The sequence below is a fragment of the Streptomyces sp. NPDC025651 genome, from assembly GCF_055558735.1.
In genome coordinates this window covers 94,876-117,069 of record NZ_JBVHLZ010000012.1, presented here as the reverse complement: position 1 = coordinate 117,069, position 22,194 = coordinate 94,876, and the positions used below count along the sequence as shown (strand labels likewise).

Below are 22,194 nucleotides of genomic sequence, written 5' to 3'. Positions count from 1 at the left end.
TCGCGTACGGGGGTTCATGCGGGGGGCGCCGGTTGTTCACCCCGGGCGCCCTCCGGACGCCCCCGGCCGCCCCCGGTGGCTCAGCTCAGGATCACGCTGCGCGTCAGGTTGCGCGGGCGGTCAGGGTCGAAGCCGCGGGACTCGGCGAGGGCCACCGCGAGGCGCTGCGCGCGGATCAGGTCGGCCAGGGGGTCCGCCTCCTGGCGGGCGACCAGTTCGCCGCCGACCCGGGCCACGTCACCGGCCAGGCCCTCGGGCAGCGTGCCGAACATCCACGCCACCCGGCCCGGGCCCGTGATGGAGATCGGCCCGTGGCGGTACTCCATCGCCGGGTACGACTCCGTCCAGGCGCCCGCCGCCTCGCGCATCTTCAGGGCGGCCTCCAGGGCCAGGCCGTACGTCCAGCCGCGGCCCAGGAACGTCCACTGCTCGGCCGCGACCACCGGGGCGGGCAGCGGCTCGGTCACCGCGAGCTCCGCGTCGACCGCCGCGTCGGCCACCGACTTCACGCCGGGGATCTCACCGAGCCCGGCCCGCAGGAAGGCGAGCGCCGTCGTCGCGAAGCGGGTCTGCACGACCGACTCCTCGTCCGCCCAGTCCAGGACCGCCACCGCGTCGGCCGCGTCCATGACCGGGGTCTTGGGATCGCCGGTGAGCGCGACCGTGGCGACCTTGCCCTTCAGACCGGCGAGGAGTTCGAGGACCTCCGTCGTCGTGCCCGACCGCGTGATCGCGACCACCCGGTCGTACGTCCGCCCGGCCGGGAACTCCGAGGACGCGAAGGCGTCCGTCTCGCCCTGCCCCGCGGCCTCGCGCAGCGCCGCGTACGCGATGGCCATGAACCACGACGTCCCGCACCCGGTGACGGCGACCCGCTCACCCGGCTTCGGGAACGCCTCGAACGAGGCGGCTGCCTCCGCCGCCCTGCGCCAGCACGCGGGCTGGGTGGCTATCTCTGCTGCGGTACGCGACATGCGGCAAGGCTCCTCGTCGTGCGGGACGTTCGGGTGTGCTGTGCGTGAACGTGATGTGCTTAGCAGCCGTCGGACCGCCCGGGCAATGGACAAAGCCGAGGCCGCCGTTGCACAAGTGATACGCGGGTGGTGTAGACCTTGTGTCCGGACTCGGGGGAAACTCGCAGTTCAAGGGCATTGAGGCGGGGACGCCTCAGAACGTGGAAGCAATGAGGGTGGGACAGCTGTGCAGCGGCGCGTGACAGGACTGACCGCGGCGGTGGCCGCACTGGGCATGGCAGGAGTCCTGGCCGGCTGCGGCGGTCCCGGTGGCGGCGACGACGTCACCCTCAAGCTGGTCGCCGCCGACTACGGCGACTCCGCGGCGAACAGCTCCAAGAAGTACTGGGACAAGCTCGCCAAGGGCTTCGAGGCCGAGAACCCGGGCATCAAGGTCGACGTCACCGTCCACTCCTGGAACGACGTGGACCGCGAGGTCAAGGAGATGGTCAAGAAGGGCGACGCCCCCGACCTGGCACAGATCGGCGCCTACGCCGACTACGCCGCGCAGGGCAAGCTCTACGAGGCCGACGAGCTCCTCTCCATCGCCACCCAGGCCGACTTCCTGGCCCCGCTCTCCCAGGCCGGCGAGGTCAACCGCATCCAGTACGGCATGCCGTTCGCCTCCTCCACGCGCCTGCTCTTCTACAACACCAAGCTCTTCAAGGACGCGAACCTCACCCCGCCGCGGAGCTGGGGCGAGCTGCAGGCCGCCGCGAAGACGCTCAAGGCACGCGGCGTGAAGATCCCGTACGCGCTGCCGCTGGGCTCCGAGGAGGCGCCCGCCGAGACGCTGATGTGGATGCTGAGCGGCGGCGGCGGTTACACCGACAACGTCGGCTCGTACGACATCGACTCCAAGCAGAACGCGAAGACGTTCACCTGGCTGCGCGACGAGCTCGTCGGCAAGGGCCTGACCGGACCGACGCCGCCCGGCAAGATGAACCGCGCCGACGCCTTCGCGGCGTTCACGCGCGGCGAGGTCGGCATGCTCAACGGCCACCCCACGCTGATGAAGATGGCCGCCAAGAAGGGCGTGAAGTTCGGCATGGTGCCGGCGCCCGGCATCAACGGCAAGGCGCAGGCCACGATGGGCGTCGCCGACTGGATGATGGCGTTCAAGCAGAACGGCCACCGCAAGGAGGCCGGCAAGTTCCTCGACTACGTCTACAGCAAGAAGAACGTGCTCGACTTCTCCAACGAGTACGACATCCTGCCCGTGACGACCTCCGCGTCCGAGGCGATGGCCAAGGACCGCGGCCACACCGACCTCGGCAAGTTCCTGGAGGAGCTGCCGACCTCCCAGCTCTACCCGGTGGGCAAGACGTCCTGGGCGCAGGTCTCCGCGGACATCAAGCAGGACATCGGCAGGACCGTCGACAAGAGCGGCGACCCCGCCTCGATCCTGCGCAGGATCCAGAACCGCGCGGTGTCCGAGGAGAACGCGGAATAACCGGGCGACGAGGGAGGCACGGCATAACGTGTCGGGCATGACCGATCAGGAGCTCTCCGAGCGGGACCGCGCCGTCCTCGCCCTGGAACGGCGGGACTGGCCGGGCCCGGGCGCCAAGGAACGCGCCATCCGGGAACAGCTCGGCATGGTCCCGGTGCGCTACTACCAGGTCCTGAACGCCCTCCTCGACGACCCCAGGGCGCTCGCCCATGACCCGATTACGGTCAATCGGCTGCGGCGGGTGCGGGAGTCACGGCGCGACGAGCGCTGACGCGGCTAAGGTCGGGCCCATGGGTGACCCTACGTACTCCCTGCCGGACCCGCCCGAGCCGTCGGACCTGCCCGAGCCCGTGACGCCCGCGGGGCGCGACGGCCTCGCCGCGCTCCTCGCGCGCCCCGAACGGGCCGTCGTGGCCCTGGACTTCGACGGCACGCTCGCCCCGATCGTGCCCGACCCCGAGCAGGCCCGCGCCCACCCCGACGCCGTCCCCGCGCTGGCCGCGCTCGCCCCGCGCCTGCGGTCCGTCGCCGTGGTCACCGGGCGCCCCGCGGGCGTCGCCGTCCGGTACGGCGGCTTCGCGGGCGTGCCGGGCCTGGACCACCTCGTCGTCCTCGGGCACTACGGCGCCGAGCGCTGGGACGCCGTCACCGGCACCGTCCACGCCGCCGAGCCGCACCCCGGGGTCGCGGCCGTCCGCGCCGAACTCCCCGGATTCCTCGACTCGATCGGCGCCTGGCGCGGCACCTGGATCGAGGAGAAGGGCCGCGCCGTCGCGGTCCACACACGCCGCGCCGAGGACCCGCGGGCCGCCTTCGAGGCGCTGCGCGAACCGCTCGGCCACCTGGCGGCCCGGCACGGCCTGATCGTCGAACCCGGCCGCCTCGTCCTGGAGTTGCGGCCGCCGGGCATGGACAAGGGCGTGGCCCTCGCCGAGTACCTGCGCGAGGTCGGCGCGGAGTCCGTCCTCTACGCCGGTGACGACCTCGGCGACCTGCCCGCCTTCGGCGCCGTCGAGAAGCTCCGCTCGGACGGTGTCGCGGGCCTGCTCGTGTGCAGCGGCAACGCGGAGGTGGCGGAGCTCGCCGGGCGGGCCGACCTGGTGGTGGACGGACCGCTCGGCGTGGTGCGTCTGCTGGCGGCGGTCTCCGCTCAACTCGACTGATCGGCGCCGATGTTGGGCGGGTCGGGGATCGGGTTCCCGAAGTAGTCGTACGCGGTCCCGTCGTCCGTGCCCGTCCCGGCGCCCCGCGCCGGTGAACCGTCCTTCAGGCGTACGTCACCGGGCTTCGTGGGCGCCGCGGAGACGAACCGCGGATCGGCGTTCACGGCCTTCGTGTCGCGGGGCTGCGCGGTGTTCCAGTACAGGTTGCCCTCGTAGGTGCTGACCGTGTCCTTGATGGGGGAGCCCGGCCCGGTGGACGCGCCGACGAAGACGTTGTCGCGGAAGGTCACGCCGGTCGGCCCGTTGTTGGAGACCAGGGCGGTGTCCGAGCGGTCGGTGACCACCGTGTTGCGGTAGACCTGCGTGTCGGTGGCCGCCCCGCACACCACCGAGATCACGGCGTAGGGAGACGTCGTGTTGCGGTCGTTGACGCTGACGTTGTCGTGGATCCGGTTGCCGTCGCTGACCTTGCCCTCGCCGTTGCAGACGAGCAGGAAGCCGCCCTCGTTGTCGTGGCTGTAGTTGTACCGGTAGGTGTTGCGGACGTTGCCGCCGTCGATGTCGTACGCCATCGAGTCGCGCGTCCCGTGGCCGCCGGTCACCTCGTTGTACTGGTAGAGCGCGTCCTCGGACTCCCAGGCCCACACGCCCGCGTTGTAGCCGGCGGAGCGCATGTTGAAGCCGTCGACGTAGTTGTGCTCGACGCGCGCCTTGCTCGTCTCGTGGACGACGATGCCGTCGCCGCCCACGTCGTACGCCGTGTTGCGCCGGAACCGCACGCCGGTCGCGAACTTCCCCGGGCCGTCCCACGTCGACATGATCCCGATGCCGGTGCGGTCGACGTGGCGCACGGTGGAGTCCTCGACGCGCACCCCGGCGAACCGCGTGGGCCTCGCCGTCCCCCGCACGACGAAGAGGATGCCGCCGGAGGGGTCCGGGTCCTTGAAGTCGGCGCCGTTCACGTCGTGCACGTCCACCCCGTCGACGACGAAGTGCTCGGCCGTGCCGTAGTCGGTGAGCTGCACGTACAGCCCCGCACGGCGCTCGGTGGTGGTCGCGGGCCCGGTGTTGGAGAGGTCCAGGTTCCGGATCTCCTACTGCTCGGTGTTCACCAAGTGCAGTGCGGCGCGCGCCCCTTGGGCCTCGATGTGCGGCTTCGCGGCCCGCTTGTCGCCGTACGCGTCGATGCGCACGGGGGCGCCGGCCGCACCCGCACCTTTGGGAGCCAGCACCCCCGTGCAGCTCGTACCCCGCTTGAGCAGGAGCCGGTCGCCGGGCCCGAAGGCGTGTCCGCTCGCCTTGGCCACGGTGCGCCAGGCCGTCCTCGCGGAGGTGCCGGACGCGGTGTCGTCACCCTTGGCGCAGTCCACGTGGTACGCGGTGCCGGAGCGCGCGGCGGCGGTGGGCGTGAGGCCCGCGCCGGTCGTGGCGAGGGCGGTGAGGGCCGTGAGGGCCACGATGCTCGTGCGACGCAGGGTCATGCCGGGGACCGTAGTGACGCCCGGCGCGCCGGGCCCATGGACAAACCGCAGCGGTCCTTGGACTGGGCGCGGCCGGACGGCGGCCGTCAGCCGGTGAGCGCCCGCAGCTGGTCCAGGAACCACTGGGCGGGCGGCAGCGCCGTCGCCGCCGCGGCGAGGCGCTTGGTGCGCTCGGCGCGCTCGGCGTCCGGCATGGTCAGCGCCGTGTGCAGGGCCGCGGCGGTGGCCGTGACGTCGTACGGGTTCACCGGCAGGGCGTCCTCGCCGAGTTCCTCGTACGCACCGGCCTCCCGCGAGAGCACGAGCGCGCAGCCCTCGTCGGAGACCACGGGGACCTCCTTCGCGACGAGGTTCATGCCGTCGCGGATGGGGTTGACCAGGGCCACGTCCGCGAGGCGGTACGCCGCGAGCGAGCGCGCGAAGTCGTCCTCGACGTGCAGGACGACCGGGGTCCAACTGCCGGTGCCGTAGGTGGAGTTGATCTCCGACGCGAGACGGGAGACCTCCGCCGTGTAGTCGCGGTACACCGCGAGGTCCTGCCGCGAGGGGTAGGCGAAGGCGACGTGCACGACCCGCTCGCGCCACTCGGGACGGTCATCGAGGAGCTGCCGGTAGGCGTGCAGCCCGCGCACGATGTTCTTGGACAGCTCCGTCCTGTCCACCCGCACGATCAGCTTCCGGCCCTCGCCCGCCTGTTCGCGCAGCGCCCGCATCCGCTCCTCGACGTCCTCACGGCGTGAGCGCTCCCGCAGGAAGTCCGCGTCGGCACCGAGACCGTGCACCCCGATCCGGGTGCCCGTGGTGCCGCCGACGATCCGCACGCAGCACTCCGTGAACGCGTCCGCCCAGCGCCCGGTGAGGAAGCCGAGCCGGTCGGCGCCGAGCATGCCCCGAAGGAGCTGCTCGGCCACGTCGTCCGGCAGCATCCGGAAGTAGTCGGCGGGCGCCCAGGGCGTGTGGGAGAAGTGGCCGATGCGCAGGTCGTCGCGGAGCTCGCGGAGCATCCCCGGCACCAGCGCCAGGTGGTAGTCCTGCACGAGGACCGCCGCCCCCGGCCCCGCCTCCGCGGCCAGTGCCTCGGCGAACGCGCGGTTGTACGTCTCGTACGCCGCCCACTGGGCGCGGAACTCCGGGCCGAAGGCGGGCTCCAGGGGCGTCTGGTAGAGCATGTGGTGCACGAACCAGAGCACTGAGTTCGCGATGCCGTTGTACGCGGCGGCGTGCACGTCCGCGGCGATGTCCAGCATCCGTACGCCCGGTTCACCGACGCCGCGGCGCACCGCCTCCCTGTCGCCCTCGCCGAGCGCCGCGCACACCCACAGCGAGTCCGCCCGGTCGCCGATGGCGCTGAGCCCGGAGACCAGGCCGCCCCCGCCGCGTTTGGCGGTGAGCTCCCCGTCCTCCCCGACCGCGTACGAGACGGGGCCGCGGTTGGACGCGACGAGTACCTGCGCCGCGGAAGCCGCGGCCGATGCCGATCCGGACTCGGAGACCATGTGGCAAAACGTAGCCCGTCCCGGGGGCGGGCAAACGTGCGGCCGGGCAAACGTACGGCCGGACTCCGGCACATCCGCGGAGCCCGGCCGTCCACGACGTCAGGTCAGTCGCGCCGTCCCCGCACCGCGGCGAGCACCAGCACGCCGAGCCCGCACAGCGCGGCCGCGACCCCGCCGTAGAGCATGGTCGAGGAGTCGCTGCCGGTCTCGGCGAGCTGATCGCGCGGCCGCTCCGGCTGTCCGGGCTGCTGCGGCGGCGCGGGCCGCCCCTGCACCCGCTGGGCGAGGATCGCCGTGGTGCACGGGTCGTCGCCGCCCCGCTTCGACTTCGGGCAGTTGCTGCCGGGCGCCGTCACGGTGATCACGGTGACCTCGCCGGGCGTGCAGGACACCTTGACCTTCTGGGTGACGGTGACCTTGCCCCGGGCGGGGACGGTGCCCCGCCACACGTACGCGGAGCCCTGCCTGGTGACCGTGCCGGAGCTCGCGACGGGCGTGGATCCCGGCTTCACGGGCCACGAGGCGGAGGCGCCGATGCGCGGGTCACCGGAGGGGTTCTTGAGGGTGATGGTGTTGGTGGTGGAGCCGCAGGCCGGGACGGTCGGGTCGGCGGGCCGCGAGATGACGGTGATCGGCGGCTCGGGGTAGTCGATGACCGGCTCGGACGTGCAGTTCGGGTCGGTGCTGTCCTTGTCGCAGTTGGAGCGCGGGGTCTGGACGTCGACGTTGTTGAGCAGCTTGCCGTCACCGCTGACGGGGTCGTTGACGGTCACCGAGTAGGTGACGGTCGCGGTCTGGCCCGGGGCGATGTCACCGACGTAGGAGATCTTCGGCTTGGTGTACGAGACGGTGCCGGTGGAGGCCTTCGCGTCGTTGTTGTACGTCGCGTCGTCGAGGTTGCCGCTCAGGTCGTCGCTGAACTTGGCGCCGGGGTAGGGCAGTTTGCTGATGTTCTCGGCCTTGACCGTGTACGTCAGCTTGTCACCCGGCTTGACCTTGGCGGGCGAGGCGGTCTTGGTGACCTCCAGGTCGGGGACCGGCACGGAGAGCGCCAGCTGCGAGGGGACGTACACGTCGCCGGTGCTGGTGAACGTCAGCTTGGCCGAGGTGGCGCCCACGGGGATCGCCCCGTCCGGCACCTCGAAGGCCTTGGCGTCGATGCTCAGGTTGTTCTCGTACTTCGGGTCGACCGCGCCGTCGTCCTCGCTGATGAAGAAGTTGTCGGCCCTGCCGGTGTGCGACTCGGTGACGGGCTGGTCGTTGACCAGGAACTGGTCTCCCTTGGTGTTCCAGTCGCCCTCGTACGCCGTGGTGCTCGCGTGGATGTCGCCGTCGGTGCGGTAGAAGCCGTCCACCGGGATGGTGGTGGATCCTGCCGGGGCCGCCGCCCGCTTCTTGACCGAGCGCTGGATGACGTGGCCGCCCCAGATGTAGACGTTGCGGCGGTCGGGGGCGTACTGCTCGTTGGGCCCGTCGTACTTGTAGACGACGGTCAGCGACCAGCCGCCGACGCAGCCCTGCCCGGTCGGCGCCCAGACGTCGCCGACGGCGACCTCGACGGGGCTGCCGGTGGCGGCGCCCGCGAAGGAGGAGGTCACGTCGGCCTCGGCGGTGTAGTAGTGCGGGCCCTGCGTGGCGTTCGGGGTGCGCACCGCGTTCTCGACGTTCACCCTGGACTGGGCGCCGCCGCCGACCCGGATGACCGGGCGGGTGGTGAGCGGGTCGCCGGGGGCCGGGTCGACGGGGAGGTTGCCGTCGCGGTTGAGGTCGCAGATGTCGCGGACCGTCCTGCCGAAGCGGTGCGTGCCCGCGTTGCCGCCCCAGAACAGCCGCGCGTAGTCGACCTTCGCGCCGGGCGGGATGGTCACCTGGCCGGTGCTGGAGTCGAAGGTGCCGGTCATCCCGGCCACGTCGATGCGGCGCTCGACGAAGTTGTTGTTGTTCTTGGTGCCCTTGGCCTGTTGGGTCTCCTTGCAGGCGGCGGCCACGTCGGCGGGGCTCGTCGGGCAGTCGAGGACCGTGTTCCCGATGGTCTTGAAGTCGCCGTACAGCGATTCGTCGTAGCGCTTGGCGAAGGGCTCGACGACCTCCGCGGCGGCGGGCGTCGCGGTCGCGGTGAGCACCCCGGCCGCGACGGTGGCGGTGGCGAGCGTCAGTGCCGCCGCCCGCCGCATGGCTTTCCTTGCATGTCTGACCCACATGAATGGGCAATGTAGGCAAAGCGCATGATCGTGGGCGGTTACGCCACGCGACGGTGTGCATACTCGGAGATATCGGTCATAGGGGGCCGCTCCTCCGTGTCGATCGCATACGTCCTCGGTTCGAATCCGTGCTCGCCGCGTTCGAACTGGGTGAGCTCGGGGCGTACGAGATGGCCACGCGCCAGGCGCAGCTGCGCCGTCCGGTAGATCGCCGCCGCCATCCGCCCGAGCGCCTGCCCGTCCTGGTGCCGGTGCCTGCGCACGCCCACGTCCACCTGCGCGAGGGCGTCCAGGCCGACCGTGTGCAGCGCGTCCACGAGCAGGCCGAGCTCCACGCCGTACCCCACCGGGAACGGCAGCCGCTCAAGGAGCGACCTGCGGGCCGCGTACTCGCCGCCCAACGGCTGGACGAAGCCCGCCAGTCGGGGCCAGTGCATGTTCAGGAGCGGGCGCGCCATCAGCTCGGTCACACGGCCGCCCTGGCCCACCGCCTCACCCAGCGGCCGGTCGTACATCGCCTTCACGAAGTCCACGTCCGGGTCGGTGAGCAGCGGGCCCACGATCCCCGAGACGAAGTCCGCGGAGAACTCCTTCAGGTCCGCGTCGACGAACGCCACGACGTCACCGCTCGTGACGAGCAGCGAGCGCCACAGAACTTCACCCTTGCCGGGGACGGGCGTGATGCGCGGCAGGATCTCGTCCCGGTGGACGACCTTGGCGCCCGCGGCCGCCGCGACCTCCGCCGTGCGGTCCCGGGAGCCGGAGTCGATCACCACGAGCTCGTCGACCAGCGGGGCCTTCTCGACCAGCTCGCCGCGGATCACGGAGACGATCTCGCCGACCGTCCCCTCCTCGTCAAGGGCGGGCAGCACGACGCTCACCGAGGTGCCGGACGCGCGCTTGGCGGCGACGAGGCGCTCCAGTGGACGGTCGGTGACGGACCAGGAACGCCTGCTCAGCCAGCACTCGACCTCTTCCAGCACGGTCAGGGTCCTCCCGTATGTGATCCATCTCGCGGTTCGGACGACTATCTCAAGGGTCCAGGGCTTCGGTTACAGTCTTGAACAACGCCGGTGACCATCGCATGTCGGGGTCGCCGCCGCGTTGAGATCAACAACTGAAACCCACAATCGAATACCGCTCATCCAGAGGGGCAGAGGGATACGGCCCGTTGAAGCCCCGGCAACCCTCCAGCCGGTCTCGTGCGCAGTCAGCGCCGCGAGGCTCCCGGCTAGGGAAGGTGCCAATTCCGTCTCGCGGCGAGATGCGTCGCGAGGAAGATGAGGAGAAAGGGCCTCGCCTCCATGGCTGTGCAGACTGTCGCCACCGAAAGCACCACCACCCCCGTAGACCTGGGCCCCGCATCGGGACTCTCCTGCCGGGAGTGCGGCACCAGGTTCCCGCTCGGACCGATCTTCGCCTGTGCCGAGTGTTTCGGCCCCCTCGAAGTCGCGTACGACCTTCCCCTCGGCGACCCGGAGGCCCTGCGCAAGCGGATCGAGGCGGGCCCCGCCAACATCTGGCGCTACGCCCCGCTGCTCCCCGTCCCCGCCGACGTGGCCGACAAGCCGAACCTCAACCCCGGCTGGACCAAGCTCGTCAAGGCCGACAACCTCGCCCGTGAACTCGGCGTCGAGCAGGGCAAGTTGTTCGTCAAGGACGACTCGGGCAACCCCACGCACTCCTTCAAGGACCGCGTCGTGGCGCAGGCGCTGGAAGCCGCGCGTGCCTTCGGCTTCACCACCCTGTCCTGCTCCTCCACCGGCAACCTCGCGGGCGCCGTCGGTGCCGCCGCGGCCCGCGCCGGCTTCCGGTCCTGCGTGTTCATCCCGCACGACCTGGAGCAGGGCAAGGTCGTCATGGCCGCGGTCTACGGCGGCGAGCTCGTCGGCATCGAGGGCAACTACGACGACGTGAACCGCTTCTGCTCCGAGCTCATCGGCGACCCGCTGGGCGAGGGCTGGGGCTTCGTGAACGTGAACCTGCGGCCGTACTACGGCGAGGGCTCCAAGACCCTCGCGTACGAGATCTGCGAGCAGCTGGGGTGGGTCCTGCCGGATCAGCTCGTGATCCCCATCGCCTCCGGCTCGCAGCTCACGAAGATCGACAAGGGGCTGAAGGAGCTGATCGCGCTCGGCCTCGTCGAGGACAAGCCGTACAAGATCTTCGGTGCGCAGGCGGAGGGCTGCTCGCCGGTGTCGGCCGCGTTCAAGGCGGGGCACGATGTCGTGCGCCCGCAGAAGCCGAACACCATCGCCAAGTCGCTGGCGATCGGCAACCCTGCCGACGGGCCGTACGTCCTCGACATCGCGCGTCGCACGGGTGGTGCGGTGGAGGACGTGAACGACGAGCAGGTCGTCGATGCCATCAAGCTTCTCGCGCGGACCGAGGGGATCTTCGCGGAGACCGCGGGCGGTGTGACGGTGGGCGTCACGAAGAAGCTGGTCGAGGCGGGGCTGATCGACCCGTCCCTCACGACGGTCGTGCTGAACACCGGGGACGGCCTGAAGACGCTGGACGCCGTCGCCGAGACTTCGCAGGCCACCGCCACGATCAAGCCCAGCCTTGAGGCGTTCCGCTCCGCGGGGCTGGCCGGCTAGGCGCCGCAGGGCCTGATCGCCGTTGCCGACGTGCGGTCGTGGTCCGTCCTCGCGCAGTTCCCCGCGCCCCTTCCAGGGGCACACTCCCGCCCCGTACTTCAGAGGTGAACCCCATGAGCGTCAACGTCCGTATCCCCACCATCCTCCGCACCTACACCGGCGGTCAGGCCGAGGTCGTCGCCGAGGGGGCCACCCTCGGGGAGGTCATCGCCGACCTGGAGAAGAACCACACCGGCATCGCCGCCCGCGTCCTGGACGACCAGGGCAAGCTGCGCCGCTTCGTGAACGTGTACGTGAACGACGACGACGTCCGCTTCGAGCAGGGCCTGGAGACCGCGACGCCGGACGGCGCGGGCGTCTCGATCATTCCCGCCGTCGCCGGCGGCTGATGTTTTCGCAAGTACCCTGCGTTATCTGAATTGCCCCCTCCGCGAGAGAAACGGAGGGGGCAATTCTGCATGGTTGAGCGCGGTACAGTTGGGAAGCGTGCTTCGCCGTTAGTGCCGAGCGCATATATGAAGTCGGCCCTGAGTCGACAAGAAGTAGCCAAACAGAGCTGCCCATTTGAGCCTTATGCGGCATTTGCCTGGCCCGACTTGCCCTGAATTCCGGCAGAATCTCCGCATTTTCCCGATCGGTCGTGCCCAGAATTCTCGTCCGATTGACCTGTTGCAGACGGCAGTTGGACAGATACATTCAGCGGCGGTCGACGCGTTCCGGCGCACACCCCCAACCAATGGGGGGTGAGGTCTGACCCGGGTCCGCGAAGTGCGGTCCTGTGCAAGGGCCAGTAATAGGGGAGTTAGGCATGGCTCAGGGCACCGTCAAGTGGTTCAACGCGGAGAAGGGGTACGGCTTCATCGCGGTCGACGGTGGTGCGGATGTTTTCGTCCACTACAGCGCGATCCAGATGGACGGCTACCGCACCCTGGAAGAAGGTCAGCGAGTCGAGTTCGAGATCTCGCAGGGCCAGAAGGGTCCGCAGGCGGACATGGTCAAGCTCGCCGTCTAGCTCGGCGCGATCGGCCACCGACGCAAGCATCGCGAGGGGCCCGTATCCCATCAGGGGTACGGGCCCCTCGTGTGCGCTGGTCGTGTGTGCCGGGGCGCCTCGGCGGGCAGCCCTGAGGCTGTCCTGGATCCGTGAGAGGCGCTTGCACTCGCAGGGGTCGAGTGCTAATCATTGGGCTTAGCACTCTCCGAGTGAGAGTGACAGAACTTGGATCGGGTCGGTGAGGTCCGCAGGCCGGGTGGGGCAAGGAACCACAAGGCACGCAGGCCGTCCGTCGCGGGCACCAGCACGGTCCGTTTGCTTTTCCACCCCGTCCGGGAGGACCACTTCACATGGCCAAGATCATCGCGTTCGACGAGGAGGCACGGCGCGGCCTCGAGCGCGGCATGAACCAGCTCGCCGACGCCGTCAAGGTGACCCTGGGCCCCAAGGGTCGCAACGTCGTCCTCGAGAAGAAGTGGGGCGCCCCCACGATCACCAACGACGGTGTCTCCATCGCCAAGGAGATCGAGCTCGAGGACCCGTACGAGAAGATCGGCGCCGAGCTGGTCAAGGAGGTCGCGAAGAAGACGGACGACGTCGCCGGTGACGGCACGACGACCGCGACCGTCCTGGCCCAGGCCCTGGTGCGCGAGGGTCTGCGCAACGTGGCCGCCGGTGCCAACCCGATGGCTCTGAAGCGCGGCATCGAGAAGGCCGTCGAGGCCGTCTCGGGCGCCCTGCTCGAGCAGGCGAAGGATGTCGAGACCAAGGAGCAGATCGCTTCGACGGCCTCCATCTCCGCCGCCGACACCCAGATCGGCGAGCTCATCGCCGAGGCCATGGACAAGGTCGGCAAGGAAGGCGTCATCACCGTCGAGGAGTCGCAGACCTTCGGTCTGGAGCTCGAGCTCACCGAGGGCATGCGCTTCGACAAGGGCTACATCTCGGCGTACTTCGCGACCGACATGGAGCGCATGGAGGCGGCCCTGGATGACCCGTACATCCTGATCGTCAACTCCAAGATCTCCAACGTGAAGGACCTCCTTCCGCTGCTGGAGAAGGTCATGCAGTCGGGCAAGCCGCTGCTGATCATCGCGGAGGACGTCGAGGGCGAGGCGCTGTCCACGCTCGTCGTCAACAAGATCCGTGGCACCTTCAAGTCCGTCGCCGTCAAGGCCCCGGGCTTCGGTGACCGCCGCAAGGCCATGCTCGGCGACATCGCCATCCTCACCGGTGGCACCGTCATCTCCGAGGAGGTCGGCCTCAAGCTGGAGAACGCCGGTCTCGACCTGCTCGGCCGCGCCCGCAAGGTCGTCATCACCAAGGACGAGACCACGATCGTGGACGGCGCTGGCGACAGCGACCAGGTCCAGGGCCGTGTGAACCAGATCCGCGCCGAGATCGAGAACTCGGACAGCGACTACGACCGCGAGAAGCTGCAGGAGCGCCTGGCGAAGCTCGCCGGCGGTGTTGCGGTCATCAAGGCCGGTGCCGCGACCGAGGTCGAGCTCAAGGAGCGCAAGCACCGCATCGAGGACGCCGTTCGCAACGCGAAGGCGGCCGTCGAGGAGGGCATCGTCGCCGGTGGTGGCGTGGCCCTGCTGCAGGCCTCCCAGGTGTTCGAGAAGCTGGAGCTGGACGGCGACGAGGCCACCGGTGCCGCCGCTGTGAAGCTGGCCCTTGAGGCCCCGCTGAAGCAGATCGCCGTCAACGCCGGCCTGGAGGGCGGTGTCGTCGTCGAGAAGGTGCGCAACCTGACCGTCGGCCACGGCCTGAACGCCGCCTCCGGTGAGTACGTCGACATGATCGCCGAGGGCATCCTCGACCCGGCGAAGGTGACCCGCTCTGCCCTGCAGAACGCCGCCTCCATCGCCGCGCTGTTCCTCACCACCGAGGCCGTCATCGCCGACAAGCCGGAGAAGGCCGCCGCCGGCGCCGCTCCGGGCGGCATGCCGGGCGGTGACATGGACTTCTGATCCCTCGCGGATCGGCGGTTCATCGCTTCACGCGAACCGAGGGCGGCACCCCTGCTCAGGCAGGGGTGCCGCCCTCGGGCGTTGCGCGGGGCCCTTCTTCCAGGGCGTGGGCGATGCCGTCGTCGTAGTCGCTCTCCATGCCCTTTCGGTAGGCGGCTTCGTACGCCGCGCCACCGATGGCGTCGCGGATCCGGCGCTCGCAGGCCCGGCGGGCCGCGACGAGTTCCGGAGCGCCGAACTGCGCGCGGCCGGTGAAGCGCCAGAGGGTGTCGGCGACGCCGAGCAGCAGCGCGGCCTGCTCCGGGTCGTGCTCGGCCACGGCCGGAGCCATCGCGTCAAGGATCATCGCCGCCCCGAGGGCGTCGTGCAGCAGCCACTTGACGGCAAGGGCCTTACGGGCGTGGCGGACGGCCGTGGCCGGATCCCCGCTGCCCAGCGCGGCAAGCGACAGGCAGTAGAGGGCATAACCACGCGACCACAGCTCGCCGCGCTGCTCGCACTGCTCGCGCAGGGCGTCGGCGGCCACGGTGGCCAGGGCGAACTCGCCCTTGTGGAAGCGGCTGAACGCGACGCCGCCCATCGCGAGGAACCTGACGGCGTAGGCGCCGCGGTCCGGGGGGTCCAGTGCCTCGGCGAAGGGAGCCAGCGCCTGTTCCACCTGGCCGGAGAGCGCCAGTCGCGCCCCCGTGCCGCAGCGCGCCGCGGCGATCGTCGCCGGGTCGCCGATCTTCTCCGCCATCGGCGTGCTGACGGCTTCGAACGCCGCTGCGGCTTCGAAGTCGCCCTGCATGGAGGCCAGGAGGTTGCCGGCCCACAGCGCGCGGAACCACTCCGGTCCCGGCCCGGTGTCCGGCTCCCTGGCGAGGGCCTGGTCCAGGTAGTGGCGGCCCTCGCGCTGGAAACCGCAGCAGCACCAGAAGAACCACAGGCTGCCCGCCATCTCCAGCGCGAGGCGCGGGTCCGGGTCGGTGAGACACGCGTCGAGCGCCGTACGCAGATTGCCGTGCTCCGCCGTGGTGCGCCGGTACCAGTCCAGTTGCCGGGGCCCCGACCACTCCTGGTAGCCCAGGCGGGCCAGCCAGCGGTAGTAGTCCCGGTGCCGCTCCGAAAGGCGCTGTTCCTCGCCGAGTTCGCGCAGCCACTCCTCGCCGTACTCACGGACGGTGTCGAGCATCGAGTACCGCGGGCCGCGCGGGGTCGTCGTCGACCGCAGGAGGGACTTGTCCACCAGCGAGGACAGCAGCCCTCCGATCCGGTCGCTGTCCAGCGGGCCTCCGGCGCACACCAGCTCGGCCGCCTCCTGCTCGAAGCCGTCGGCGAAGACGGAGAGGCGGGCCCAGGCCAACCGCTCTTCCGGGGTGCAGAGTTGGTGGCTCCAGCCGATGGTGGTGCGCAGGGCCTGGTGCCGGGGCTCGCCCTCGTCGTGCCAGGTGGGTGGGGCGGTGAGCGTCTCGAAGCGGGCGTCCAGGCGCTGTTGGAGCAGGCCCAGGCCCATCTCTTGCAATCGAGCGGTGGCCAGTTCGATGGCGAGGGGGATGCCGTCGAGGCGAGCGCAGATCTCCGCTACCGCCTCGCCGTCCTTCTCCGCGAGGACCGCGCCGGGCGCGGCTTCCTCGGCGCGATCCATGAACAGCCGCACCGCGTCCGGCAGTTCTGGTCCCGGGCAGTCGACGGGCAGCGGGGGCACGGGCACGACGTCCTCGCCCGCGAGGCCCAGCGGGCGGCGGCTGGTCGCAAGGACGCGTACTCCCGGGGCGGCGGCCAGCAGTGTTCGTACGAAGTCGGCGCAGTCGGCGGCCAGATGCTCGCAGCAGTCCAGGATCAGCAGCAGTTCCTTGTCGGCCAGCCAGTCGGCCACCACCTCGATCGCGGGCCGGGTGGTCTGGTCGGTGAGGCGCAGGGCCTCGTACAGGGCGAGTGCCATCAGGGCCGGCTCGCTCAGCTGGGAGAGGCCGACCAGCCACACCCCGTCGGGGAAGCCGCCCCGTAGTTCGGCCCCGGCGCGCTGGGCGAGGCGCGTCTTACCCACTCCACCCACGCCGGTCAGCGTCACGAGGCGGGCATCGGCCACCGCCGCCGCGACGGCCCGCAGTTCGGCCCCGCGCCCGACGAAGCTCGTTGTCTCGGGTGACAGGTTTCCCGTCTGTCGGGCCTGCCCGGACTCCTGCATGGTGGGGTTCCCCTCCGGTCCCTGGGACCACTCCGACCGTGGCCCCCGCCGCCCGAGTCTGCTCGTCGGCCCGGACCCTGGCTCATGGATGCCAGGAGGTGTCCATTTCCTTGGGCAGGACGATCGCTTCGTCACATCTCGGCGCCAGCACCGGTCATCCACCGCCTACTCCGATCACTCCCCCTGGGCAGGGGCACGGTGGCCATGGTGTCCGTCTGCCGTCACGGAGCGTAAGCGTGGGGATGGGGTGGTGCCCTGTCCGTCGGCAGGTCGTGCCGGGAGGCGGTCATGAGGAGGTGGCGCGGGCGTCGCAGAGCGCGCTGCTGCGGCCGTTGGCGGTCGAGGTCGGCGGGATCGAGGTGTGCACCCGGCACCACAGCCCGGTGCGGAGGGCCTCGGCCTGCGGGGACCTGTACGACGTCGTACACACCCCGTACGGGCCGCGGCTGTTCGTCGGGGGCGTCCGCGAGCATGGCCTCGCGGCGCTGCGGACCGCCGCGGTGGCCATGCGGGCCTTCCTGCAGCCGGGGGAGCGCCTCCTGTTCTACTCCGACGGCCTGAGCGAGGCCCACGGCGCCGACGGCGCGGTCTTCCCTCTTCTCCCGCGCGTGGCCGAGGCGCCGGCCGAGCCCGCTGACTGCGACGCGCTCGACGCTCTGTACGCCATGGTGATCGCGCACACCGGCCGCCCGCTCACGGACGACGTGGTCCTCGTCCTGTGCCGGGCGACCGATGCGACCGCGGCCCCGCTCACCGCCCGCCCCCAGGAGGGGGTCAGCCCGGCAGCCGGTCCAGGATCCAGGTGCAGAGTTCCTCGGTGATCAGGGTGTGGCCCTCGTTCTGCGAGGCGCAGAGGAACTCGTCCAGCTCGCTCTCCTCCTCCGCCGATGCCGTGACCGGCCCGTACAGCCTCTCGTGGCTGTCGATGTCGCGCAGGGCGATCGCGCTGACCGTCGGCACGAAGCAGTGCTCGCGGATGTCCGCCTGGGAGCCGAGGCCGATGATGGCGGGGATCTTGTTGAGCTCGTCGGCGAGGATGCCGAAGCCCTCCAGGGTGCCGCCGGGGGCGCCGTCGATCTCCGGCAGGCCCGAGGTGCGGATCCGGGGCCTGCGCAGGGTCACCACCCGCAGCTGCGCGACGAGTTGGTCCTCGCCCGCGGACTGCGTGTAGAGGTGGGTGCCGGTGATGGCCAGGCCCTTGCCGTGGAAGGCCTTGTCGCCGGGGCGGATGCCGTTGCTCTCGCCCGTGCGCACGCCGTTGGCCACGCCGATCTTCTTGGGACGCGACGGCCAGCCGCCCACCCGCTGCAGCTCTGCGAGGAACGTGCCGCGCTCCTTGTCCGTCTCGGGGGTGTCGCCCCATTCCGCGATGTGCTGCCACAGGAGCTGGCGTGCGGCCGGGCTGTTCATCTGGTTCGAGAAGGCGGCGTTCAGATGCCGGATGTAGTGCGCGAACGACTGCAGTGCGATGGGGATCCAGGCGCCGCGGTGCGGGCTGTCGTAGGAGAAGTACAGCTCGGTCTGGTGGTCGTTCTCCTCACCCCCGTCGTGCTCCATCTTGGCCAGCGCGTACCGCGTGACCAGGCCGCCCATGCTGAATCCGCCGACGGCCAGGGGGTGGTTGCCGGTGCGCCGCGCGATCGCCTCCCGGATCGCGGCCCTGGCGACGACGGCGTTGTCCAGGATCGAGGCGCTGCGCTCGTCGAAGCCGAGGATCACGACGTCCCTGCCGCGCGCCCGCAGTTCGCTGATGAACGGGTACGCGCCCCGCTCCAGGCCCTCCCAGAGGAAGTCCAGGTCGGTCGGGCCGGTGTTGAAGCCGTCGGCGAGGATCACCGGGCGGGTCAGGCCCTTCGCGGGGTCGGCGAGATACACCCAGGCCCTGCCGCCGGGCAGCGTCCACTCCTGGTCCGCTTCCGGTGCGGTGGCGGTGATTTCCCTGGGTCCCGGCGCCAGGGTGATGTGGGCGGCGGACTGCCAGGCATCCACGATCTGCTCTTCGTTGGGCTCGGTCATGGGGTCCCCTCCGGTTGTGCCGCGTCGATGGGACGTACGCGCGCCGATGACGTGCGGTGTCATCTTCGATACGTCAGGTAGCCGCCGGAAGGAGACCGGAGGGCCCGCGGAGGGTTTTTCGACAGCGGAGCGGTGGCCGCTTTCGCGCGTGTCGTACGTGGGGGTGCGTGGCCTTTGCGGCCGGCCGGAGCGGCACCTGCGGGAGGGGCCGGTCGAACTCGGTCATCCTTCGGCCGCGCGGACCGGGGAAGTATGTCGCGATTCAGTGCGACCTGGTCGTCGTGCGGTTCGCCGACTTCCGGCTCGGGCCTTCCCGGAGTGGGACGTTCTCGGGCTGGGTGTCCCACTCCGGCTGCACCCGATCGGTTGCGTGGCGGGCGGGGGGTCAGGGGGCCTTGATGCCGGTGACGAAGGCGGTCCAGCTCGCGGCGCGGAAGCGGAGGTGTGGTCCTTCGGGGTTCTTGGAGTCGCGGACGGGGACGAACGCGGGGTGGCCGTCGGCCACTTCGAGGCAATTGCCGCCGCTAGCGTCGCTGTGCGCCGACTTGCGCCAGGTGGCGACCTCCAGGCAGTTGCCGCCGTCTCCGGCGCTGTAGCTGGACTTGTGCCAGGTTGCCGCAGTCAGGTCGTGCTCAGGGGGAGTCCTCATGGGCGTAATCCTCTGCCGCTGATTCGATCAGGGCCAGGGATTCTTGCGGTGAGTGCGCGCTGGCCCCAACCAAATCGTAGGTCAGTTCGTGTCGGGCCACGGTTGCTGGGTCGTCCTCCAACCGCCCGATGCCCAGGCCGTCGACGAAGGCGAGTGGGGGCGCGTCAGCGAATGCCATGAGCTTGAGTGGGCCAGCCAGGGACATGTGTGCTCCTGCCGAGAACGGCAGTACCTGCACGATGATCCGGTACCTCCGCGCGAGTTCGGCGATGTGCCGCAACGCCTGCGCCATCACGGTCCCGCCGCCTACCTTCCGGCGCAGCACGGCTTCGTCAAGCACCGTCCACAACAAGGGGGTTGTGGGGTCGTCCAGGAGGTGTGCCCGCTCCAGTCGTGCGGCCACCAGTCCGTCGATCACGTCTTGCGTTGCCGTCGGCTGGTATGCGCGGCAGACGGCCCGCGCGTAATCCGCTGTTTGCAGCAACCCGGGGATCAGCAACGGCGCGTACTCGCGGATCGCCGTCGCCACCGCCTCCGCCTCCGCCGCCTCCGCGAAGTGGTCCGGATACTTGGACTTGGCGATGGCCTGGCAGTTGCGGGCGAAGAAGCCCCCCGTGCCGAGGGTTTCGTCGAAGTGTGCCGCGTACTCCAGATGCATCCGCCGCGTACCCGCCTCCAACTGGCCGATGAACGAACCGCTGACGAATATCGGCGCGCCCAGCGCCTCCTGGCTGAGGCCCGCCCGTTCGCGGGCGTGGCGCAGTTCGGCGCCCAGCAGGGCGCGGGGGTTGGAGGACGGGTCGAGGTCCTTGGGGCGGGTCATGGGCAACTCCTCCGCCGAACATGGGGGGTTGTTGGGTCGCCGACGCTTCTCAGGTTACGCACCGACGGACACGCTGGGTGAGGAATCGGCAACACGCAGTGTGAGAGGCGGAGGTCATGGCGCTGACGGCGGAGGAGCGGGTGCGGGCGGTGGAGGGGGCCGTGCGGGAGTTGAGAGCGGGCCTGGAACGGGCCGGGGTCACCCTGCCGTCCCTGCGGATGGACCCGCTGACCGCGGCGGACGAAGGGGCCATGCCCTTGGTCGAGTTGGGGCGCTGCAACCTCGACACGGCGCTGCGTCTCGCCGCCGTACTGGAGGGCGCGCGGTGAACGACGGCGACCCGAGCGTGCCGGAGACGGGGACGTACGCCGTCGACTACCGGGACGGCAGCGTGGGGCAGGTCATGGGCTGCGAGGGAGGGCTCGTGCAGTTGAGGCCCCTGGGCGGCGGCAGGGAGTGGGACTGCCCGCCGGAGTCCGTCGGGAAGGCGCCGGCGGGGGACGTGCTGCGGGAGCGGGTGCGGCAGGTGAACCGGGAGGGGCGGCTGCCGTGAGCGCCGAGGGGTCGGGTTCACCGGGTGTCCGGCGAACCCGACCCCTCCGAGGTCAGACCGCCGCCGGTTGCCTCTCCCCTTCGCCGTCGGCCCCGGCCGACGCGGGAGCCGAAGGGCCCTGTGCCACGCGGGCCGTCGCAGGCTCGCCCGCGTCCGTTGCCTCGGAGGCCACGTTCAGCTCCACCAGCATCTCCTTGCTGAAGCCGAAGAAGTACGTGGCGAAGAAGCCGACCAGGTAGCCCACGAGGAGGCCGCCCGCGTAGATCGCGGCGGTGAGGCCGAGGCCCTTGTTGCCGTCGAGCAGCGGGAACAGGGCCCAGCCCGAGGGGCCGATCGCCGTGGAGCCGACCTTGTCGCCGATCATCGAGAAGAACCCGACGAACGCGCCGCCCGCGGCGCCGCCCACGCATGCCGTGACGAAGGGGCGGCCCAGGGGGAGCGAGACGCCGTAGATGAGGGGTTCGCCGACGCCCAGGAAGCCCGCGGGGAGCGCGGACTTGATCGTCGTACGGATCGAGGTGTTGTTCTTCAGGCGCTTGAAGACCGCGATCGCGCAGCCGACCTGGCCCGCGCCCGCCATCGCCAGGATGGGGAGCAGGACGGTGTAGCCCTGCTGCTCGATGAGGGTGGTGTGGATGGGGATCAGGGCCTGGTGCAGGCCCAGCATGACCAGGGGGAGGAACAGGCCGCCCAGGACCAGGCCCGCGAAGGCGCCGGTGTTGTCCAGGAGCCAGTTGGCCGCGGTGCCGATGCCGGTCGAGATCTCGCCCGCGAGGAACATCAGGCCGAAGATCGTGACGAGGCCGGAGATCAGGACCGTGAGGGTGGGGGTCACCAGGACGTCCACCGCCTCCGGCACCCACTTCCTGCACCACTTCTCGATGTAGGTGGCGAGGACTGCCGCTCCCAGCGCGCCCAGGACGCCGCCCTGGCCCGGCGAGAGCTTCTGGCCGAACGCCTCGATGTTCGCGACGCCCGCGTAGACGATGATCGCCGCGACCGCGCCGCCCAGGATCGGTGTGCCGCCGAACTCCTTCGCCGTGTTGAGGCCGACGAACACCGCGATCAGCGCCATGAATCCGGAGGCGATGGCGGCGAGGGCGGGGGTGATGGCGGGCAGCCACTCCAGGTTGACCAGCAGGCCGTTGATGCCCGCGATGATGCCGCAGCCGATCAGGGCCGGGATCAGCGGCACGAAGATGTTCGCGATGCGGCGCAGGAAGAGCTTGAAGGGGGTCGCGTTCTTCGCCTTCCTCGCTTCCTTGATCGCGGCGCCCTGTGCCGCCAACTCCTCGGCGGTGGGGGCGTGTTCGGCGGGGACCTCGGTACGCGCTCCGGTGCGGCCCTCCGCCACCATGGCCTCGAACTCCGGGGTGACCCGGGCGACCGTGCCCGGGCCGAGCACGATCTGGTACGTGTCGTCCTCGACCACGCCCATCACGGCGGGCAGGGCCTTCAGCGCCTCGTCCTGGACCAGGGAGCGGTCGGCGAGGCCGAGGCGGAGCCGGGTCATGCAGTGGGCCACGGACGTGACGTTCTGGGCGCCGCCGACGAGGGGGAGGATCGCGGCGGCGGTGGCGCGGTTCTTGTCTGGTGCCATGGTGCG

General features: G+C 70.6%; 21 protein-coding genes and 1 riboswitch. Of the genes, 10 read left to right on the top strand and 11 right to left on the bottom strand.

The genetic code is table 11. From position 1 onward, the window contains the following. Positions 1 to 80: 80 nt before the first annotated feature. Entirely contained in the window at positions 81 to 974 is an 894-nt protein-coding gene (locus tag ACZ4D5_RS34810) for an SIS domain-containing protein (protein WP_467776486.1), read from the bottom strand. 226 nt (positions 975 to 1,200) lie between these two features. On the opposite strand from ACZ4D5_RS34810, the gene ACZ4D5_RS34805 reads away from it, so the two are divergent. The 3 genes from ACZ4D5_RS34805 to otsB are packed head-to-tail and all read left to right on the top strand — an operon-like array spanning position 1,201 to position 3,629. Then, entirely contained in the window at positions 1,201 to 2,466 is a 1,266-nt protein-coding gene (locus ACZ4D5_RS34805; RefSeq protein ID WP_467776485.1) for an ABC transporter substrate-binding protein, read from the top strand. A gap of 37 nt (positions 2,467 to 2,503) precedes the next feature. Beyond that, positions 2,504 to 2,737: a DUF3263 domain-containing protein gene (locus tag ACZ4D5_RS34800; RefSeq protein ID WP_467776484.1), complete on the top strand. Its 234-nt coding sequence runs from the start codon at positions 2,504 to 2,506 to the stop codon at positions 2,735 to 2,737. A gap of 19 nt (positions 2,738 to 2,756) precedes the next feature. Beyond that, complete coding sequence (otsB, locus tag ACZ4D5_RS34795; protein ID WP_467776483.1) at positions 2,757 to 3,629, top strand: trehalose-phosphatase; 873 nt, start codon at positions 2,757 to 2,759, stop codon at positions 3,627 to 3,629. On the opposite strand, the gene ACZ4D5_RS34790 is transcribed toward otsB, so the two are convergent. The 5 genes from ACZ4D5_RS34790 to ACZ4D5_RS34770 all read right to left on the bottom strand — a co-directional run bounded on the left by ACZ4D5_RS34790 (position 3,617) and on the right by ACZ4D5_RS34770 (position 9,790). After that, on the bottom strand, positions 3,617 to 4,654 hold the full coding sequence (locus tag ACZ4D5_RS34790; protein WP_467776482.1) for a right-handed parallel beta-helix repeat-containing protein: 1,038 nt from the start codon (positions 4,652 to 4,654) through the stop codon (positions 3,617 to 3,619). The two genes, otsB and ACZ4D5_RS34790, sit on opposite strands and share 13 nt — an antisense overlap. A 69-nt stretch (positions 4,655 to 4,723) precedes the next feature. Beyond that, complete coding sequence (locus tag ACZ4D5_RS34785) at positions 4,724 to 5,110, bottom strand: hypothetical protein (protein ID WP_467776481.1); 387 nt, start codon at positions 5,108 to 5,110, stop codon at positions 4,724 to 4,726. Positions 5,111 to 5,196: 86 nt separating this feature from the next. After that, a complete protein-coding gene (locus tag ACZ4D5_RS34780) occupies positions 5,197 to 6,606 on the bottom strand; it encodes an alpha,alpha-trehalose-phosphate synthase (UDP-forming) (RefSeq protein ID WP_467776480.1) in 1,410 nt (469 codons plus the stop codon). A 104-nt stretch (positions 6,607 to 6,710) separates the two neighbouring features. Continuing rightward, positions 6,711 to 8,780 carry a DUF7927 domain-containing protein gene (locus ACZ4D5_RS34775; RefSeq protein WP_467776479.1) on the bottom strand — a complete coding sequence of 690 codons (2,070 nt, stop codon included), beginning with the start codon at positions 8,778 to 8,780 and terminating at the stop codon, positions 6,711 to 6,713. A 65-nt stretch (positions 8,781 to 8,845) separates the two neighbouring features. Further along, entirely contained in the window at positions 8,846 to 9,790 is a 945-nt protein-coding gene (locus ACZ4D5_RS34770) for a glucosyl-3-phosphoglycerate synthase (RefSeq protein ID WP_467776478.1), read from the bottom strand. A gap of 155 nt (positions 9,791 to 9,945) precedes the next feature. Continuing rightward, a riboswitch (SAM riboswitch) is annotated at positions 9,946 to 10,094 on the top strand. 17 nt (positions 10,095 to 10,111) lie between these two features. Here ACZ4D5_RS34770 and thrC point away from each other — a divergent pair. From thrC to groL, 4 genes are all read left to right on the top strand, one after another. After that, positions 10,112 to 11,407, top strand: a complete 1,296-nt coding sequence (gene thrC, locus ACZ4D5_RS34765; RefSeq protein ID WP_467776477.1) for a threonine synthase — start codon at positions 10,112 to 10,114, stop codon at positions 11,405 to 11,407. 113 nt (positions 11,408 to 11,520) lie between these two features. Beyond that, complete coding sequence (locus ACZ4D5_RS34760; protein WP_095752309.1) at positions 11,521 to 11,796, top strand: ubiquitin-like small modifier protein 1; 276 nt, start codon at positions 11,521 to 11,523, stop codon at positions 11,794 to 11,796. A 419-nt stretch (positions 11,797 to 12,215) separates the two neighbouring features. Beyond that, positions 12,216 to 12,419 (top strand): cold-shock protein, encoded by a 204-nt coding sequence (locus ACZ4D5_RS34755; protein WP_005315736.1) that lies wholly within the window; start codon positions 12,216 to 12,218, stop codon positions 12,417 to 12,419. A 332-nt stretch (positions 12,420 to 12,751) separates the two neighbouring features. Then, entirely contained in the window at positions 12,752 to 14,377 is a 1,626-nt protein-coding gene (gene groL, locus ACZ4D5_RS34750; protein WP_467776476.1) for a chaperonin GroEL, read from the top strand. A 55-nt stretch (positions 14,378 to 14,432) separates the two neighbouring features. Here groL and ACZ4D5_RS34745 read toward each other — a convergent pair whose 3' ends face one another. Beyond that, on the bottom strand, positions 14,433 to 16,547 hold the full coding sequence (locus ACZ4D5_RS34745; RefSeq protein WP_467776475.1) for an ATP-binding protein: 2,115 nt from the start codon (positions 16,545 to 16,547) through the stop codon (positions 14,433 to 14,435). 242 nt (positions 16,548 to 16,789) lie between these two features. Here ACZ4D5_RS34745 and ACZ4D5_RS34740 point away from each other — a divergent pair, with 242 nt between their 5' ends. Next, positions 16,790 to 17,368, top strand: a complete 579-nt coding sequence (locus tag ACZ4D5_RS34740) for a SpoIIE family protein phosphatase (protein ID WP_467776474.1) — start codon at positions 16,790 to 16,792, stop codon at positions 17,366 to 17,368. Here ACZ4D5_RS34740 and ACZ4D5_RS34735 read toward each other — a convergent pair. The 3 genes from ACZ4D5_RS34735 to ACZ4D5_RS34725 form a co-directional block, all read right to left on the bottom strand. Next, entirely contained in the window at positions 17,322 to 18,563 is a 1,242-nt protein-coding gene (locus ACZ4D5_RS34735) for a lipase family protein (protein WP_467776473.1), read from the bottom strand. The two genes, ACZ4D5_RS34740 and ACZ4D5_RS34735, sit on opposite strands and share 47 nt — an antisense overlap. Before the next feature lie 385 nt (positions 18,564 to 18,948). Further along, positions 18,949 to 19,212 (bottom strand): DUF397 domain-containing protein, encoded by a 264-nt coding sequence (locus ACZ4D5_RS34730; RefSeq protein ID WP_467776472.1) that lies wholly within the window; start codon positions 19,210 to 19,212, stop codon positions 18,949 to 18,951. Further along, positions 19,196 to 20,035, bottom strand: coding sequence for a helix-turn-helix domain-containing protein (locus ACZ4D5_RS34725; protein ID WP_467776471.1), 840 nt, complete (start codon positions 20,033 to 20,035; stop codon positions 19,196 to 19,198). Before ACZ4D5_RS34725 ends, ACZ4D5_RS34730 begins: the two co-directional genes overlap by 17 nt. A gap of 116 nt (positions 20,036 to 20,151) precedes the next feature. On the opposite strand from ACZ4D5_RS34725, the gene ACZ4D5_RS34720 reads away from it, so the two are divergent. After that, on the top strand, positions 20,152 to 20,364 hold the full coding sequence (locus ACZ4D5_RS34720; protein WP_467776470.1) for a hypothetical protein: 213 nt from the start codon (positions 20,152 to 20,154) through the stop codon (positions 20,362 to 20,364). Then, positions 20,361 to 20,588, top strand: a complete 228-nt coding sequence (locus ACZ4D5_RS34715; RefSeq protein ID WP_467776469.1) for a hypothetical protein — start codon at positions 20,361 to 20,363, stop codon at positions 20,586 to 20,588. Before ACZ4D5_RS34720 ends, ACZ4D5_RS34715 begins: the two co-directional genes overlap by 4 nt. Positions 20,589 to 20,640: 52 nt before the next feature. Here the strand turns inward: ACZ4D5_RS34715 and ACZ4D5_RS34710 are convergent, their stop codons facing one another. Continuing rightward, positions 20,641 to 22,188, bottom strand: coding sequence for a PTS transporter subunit EIIC (locus ACZ4D5_RS34710; protein ID WP_467776468.1), 1,548 nt, complete (start codon positions 22,186 to 22,188; stop codon positions 20,641 to 20,643). Between the last annotated feature and the right edge of the window lie 6 nt (positions 22,189 to 22,194).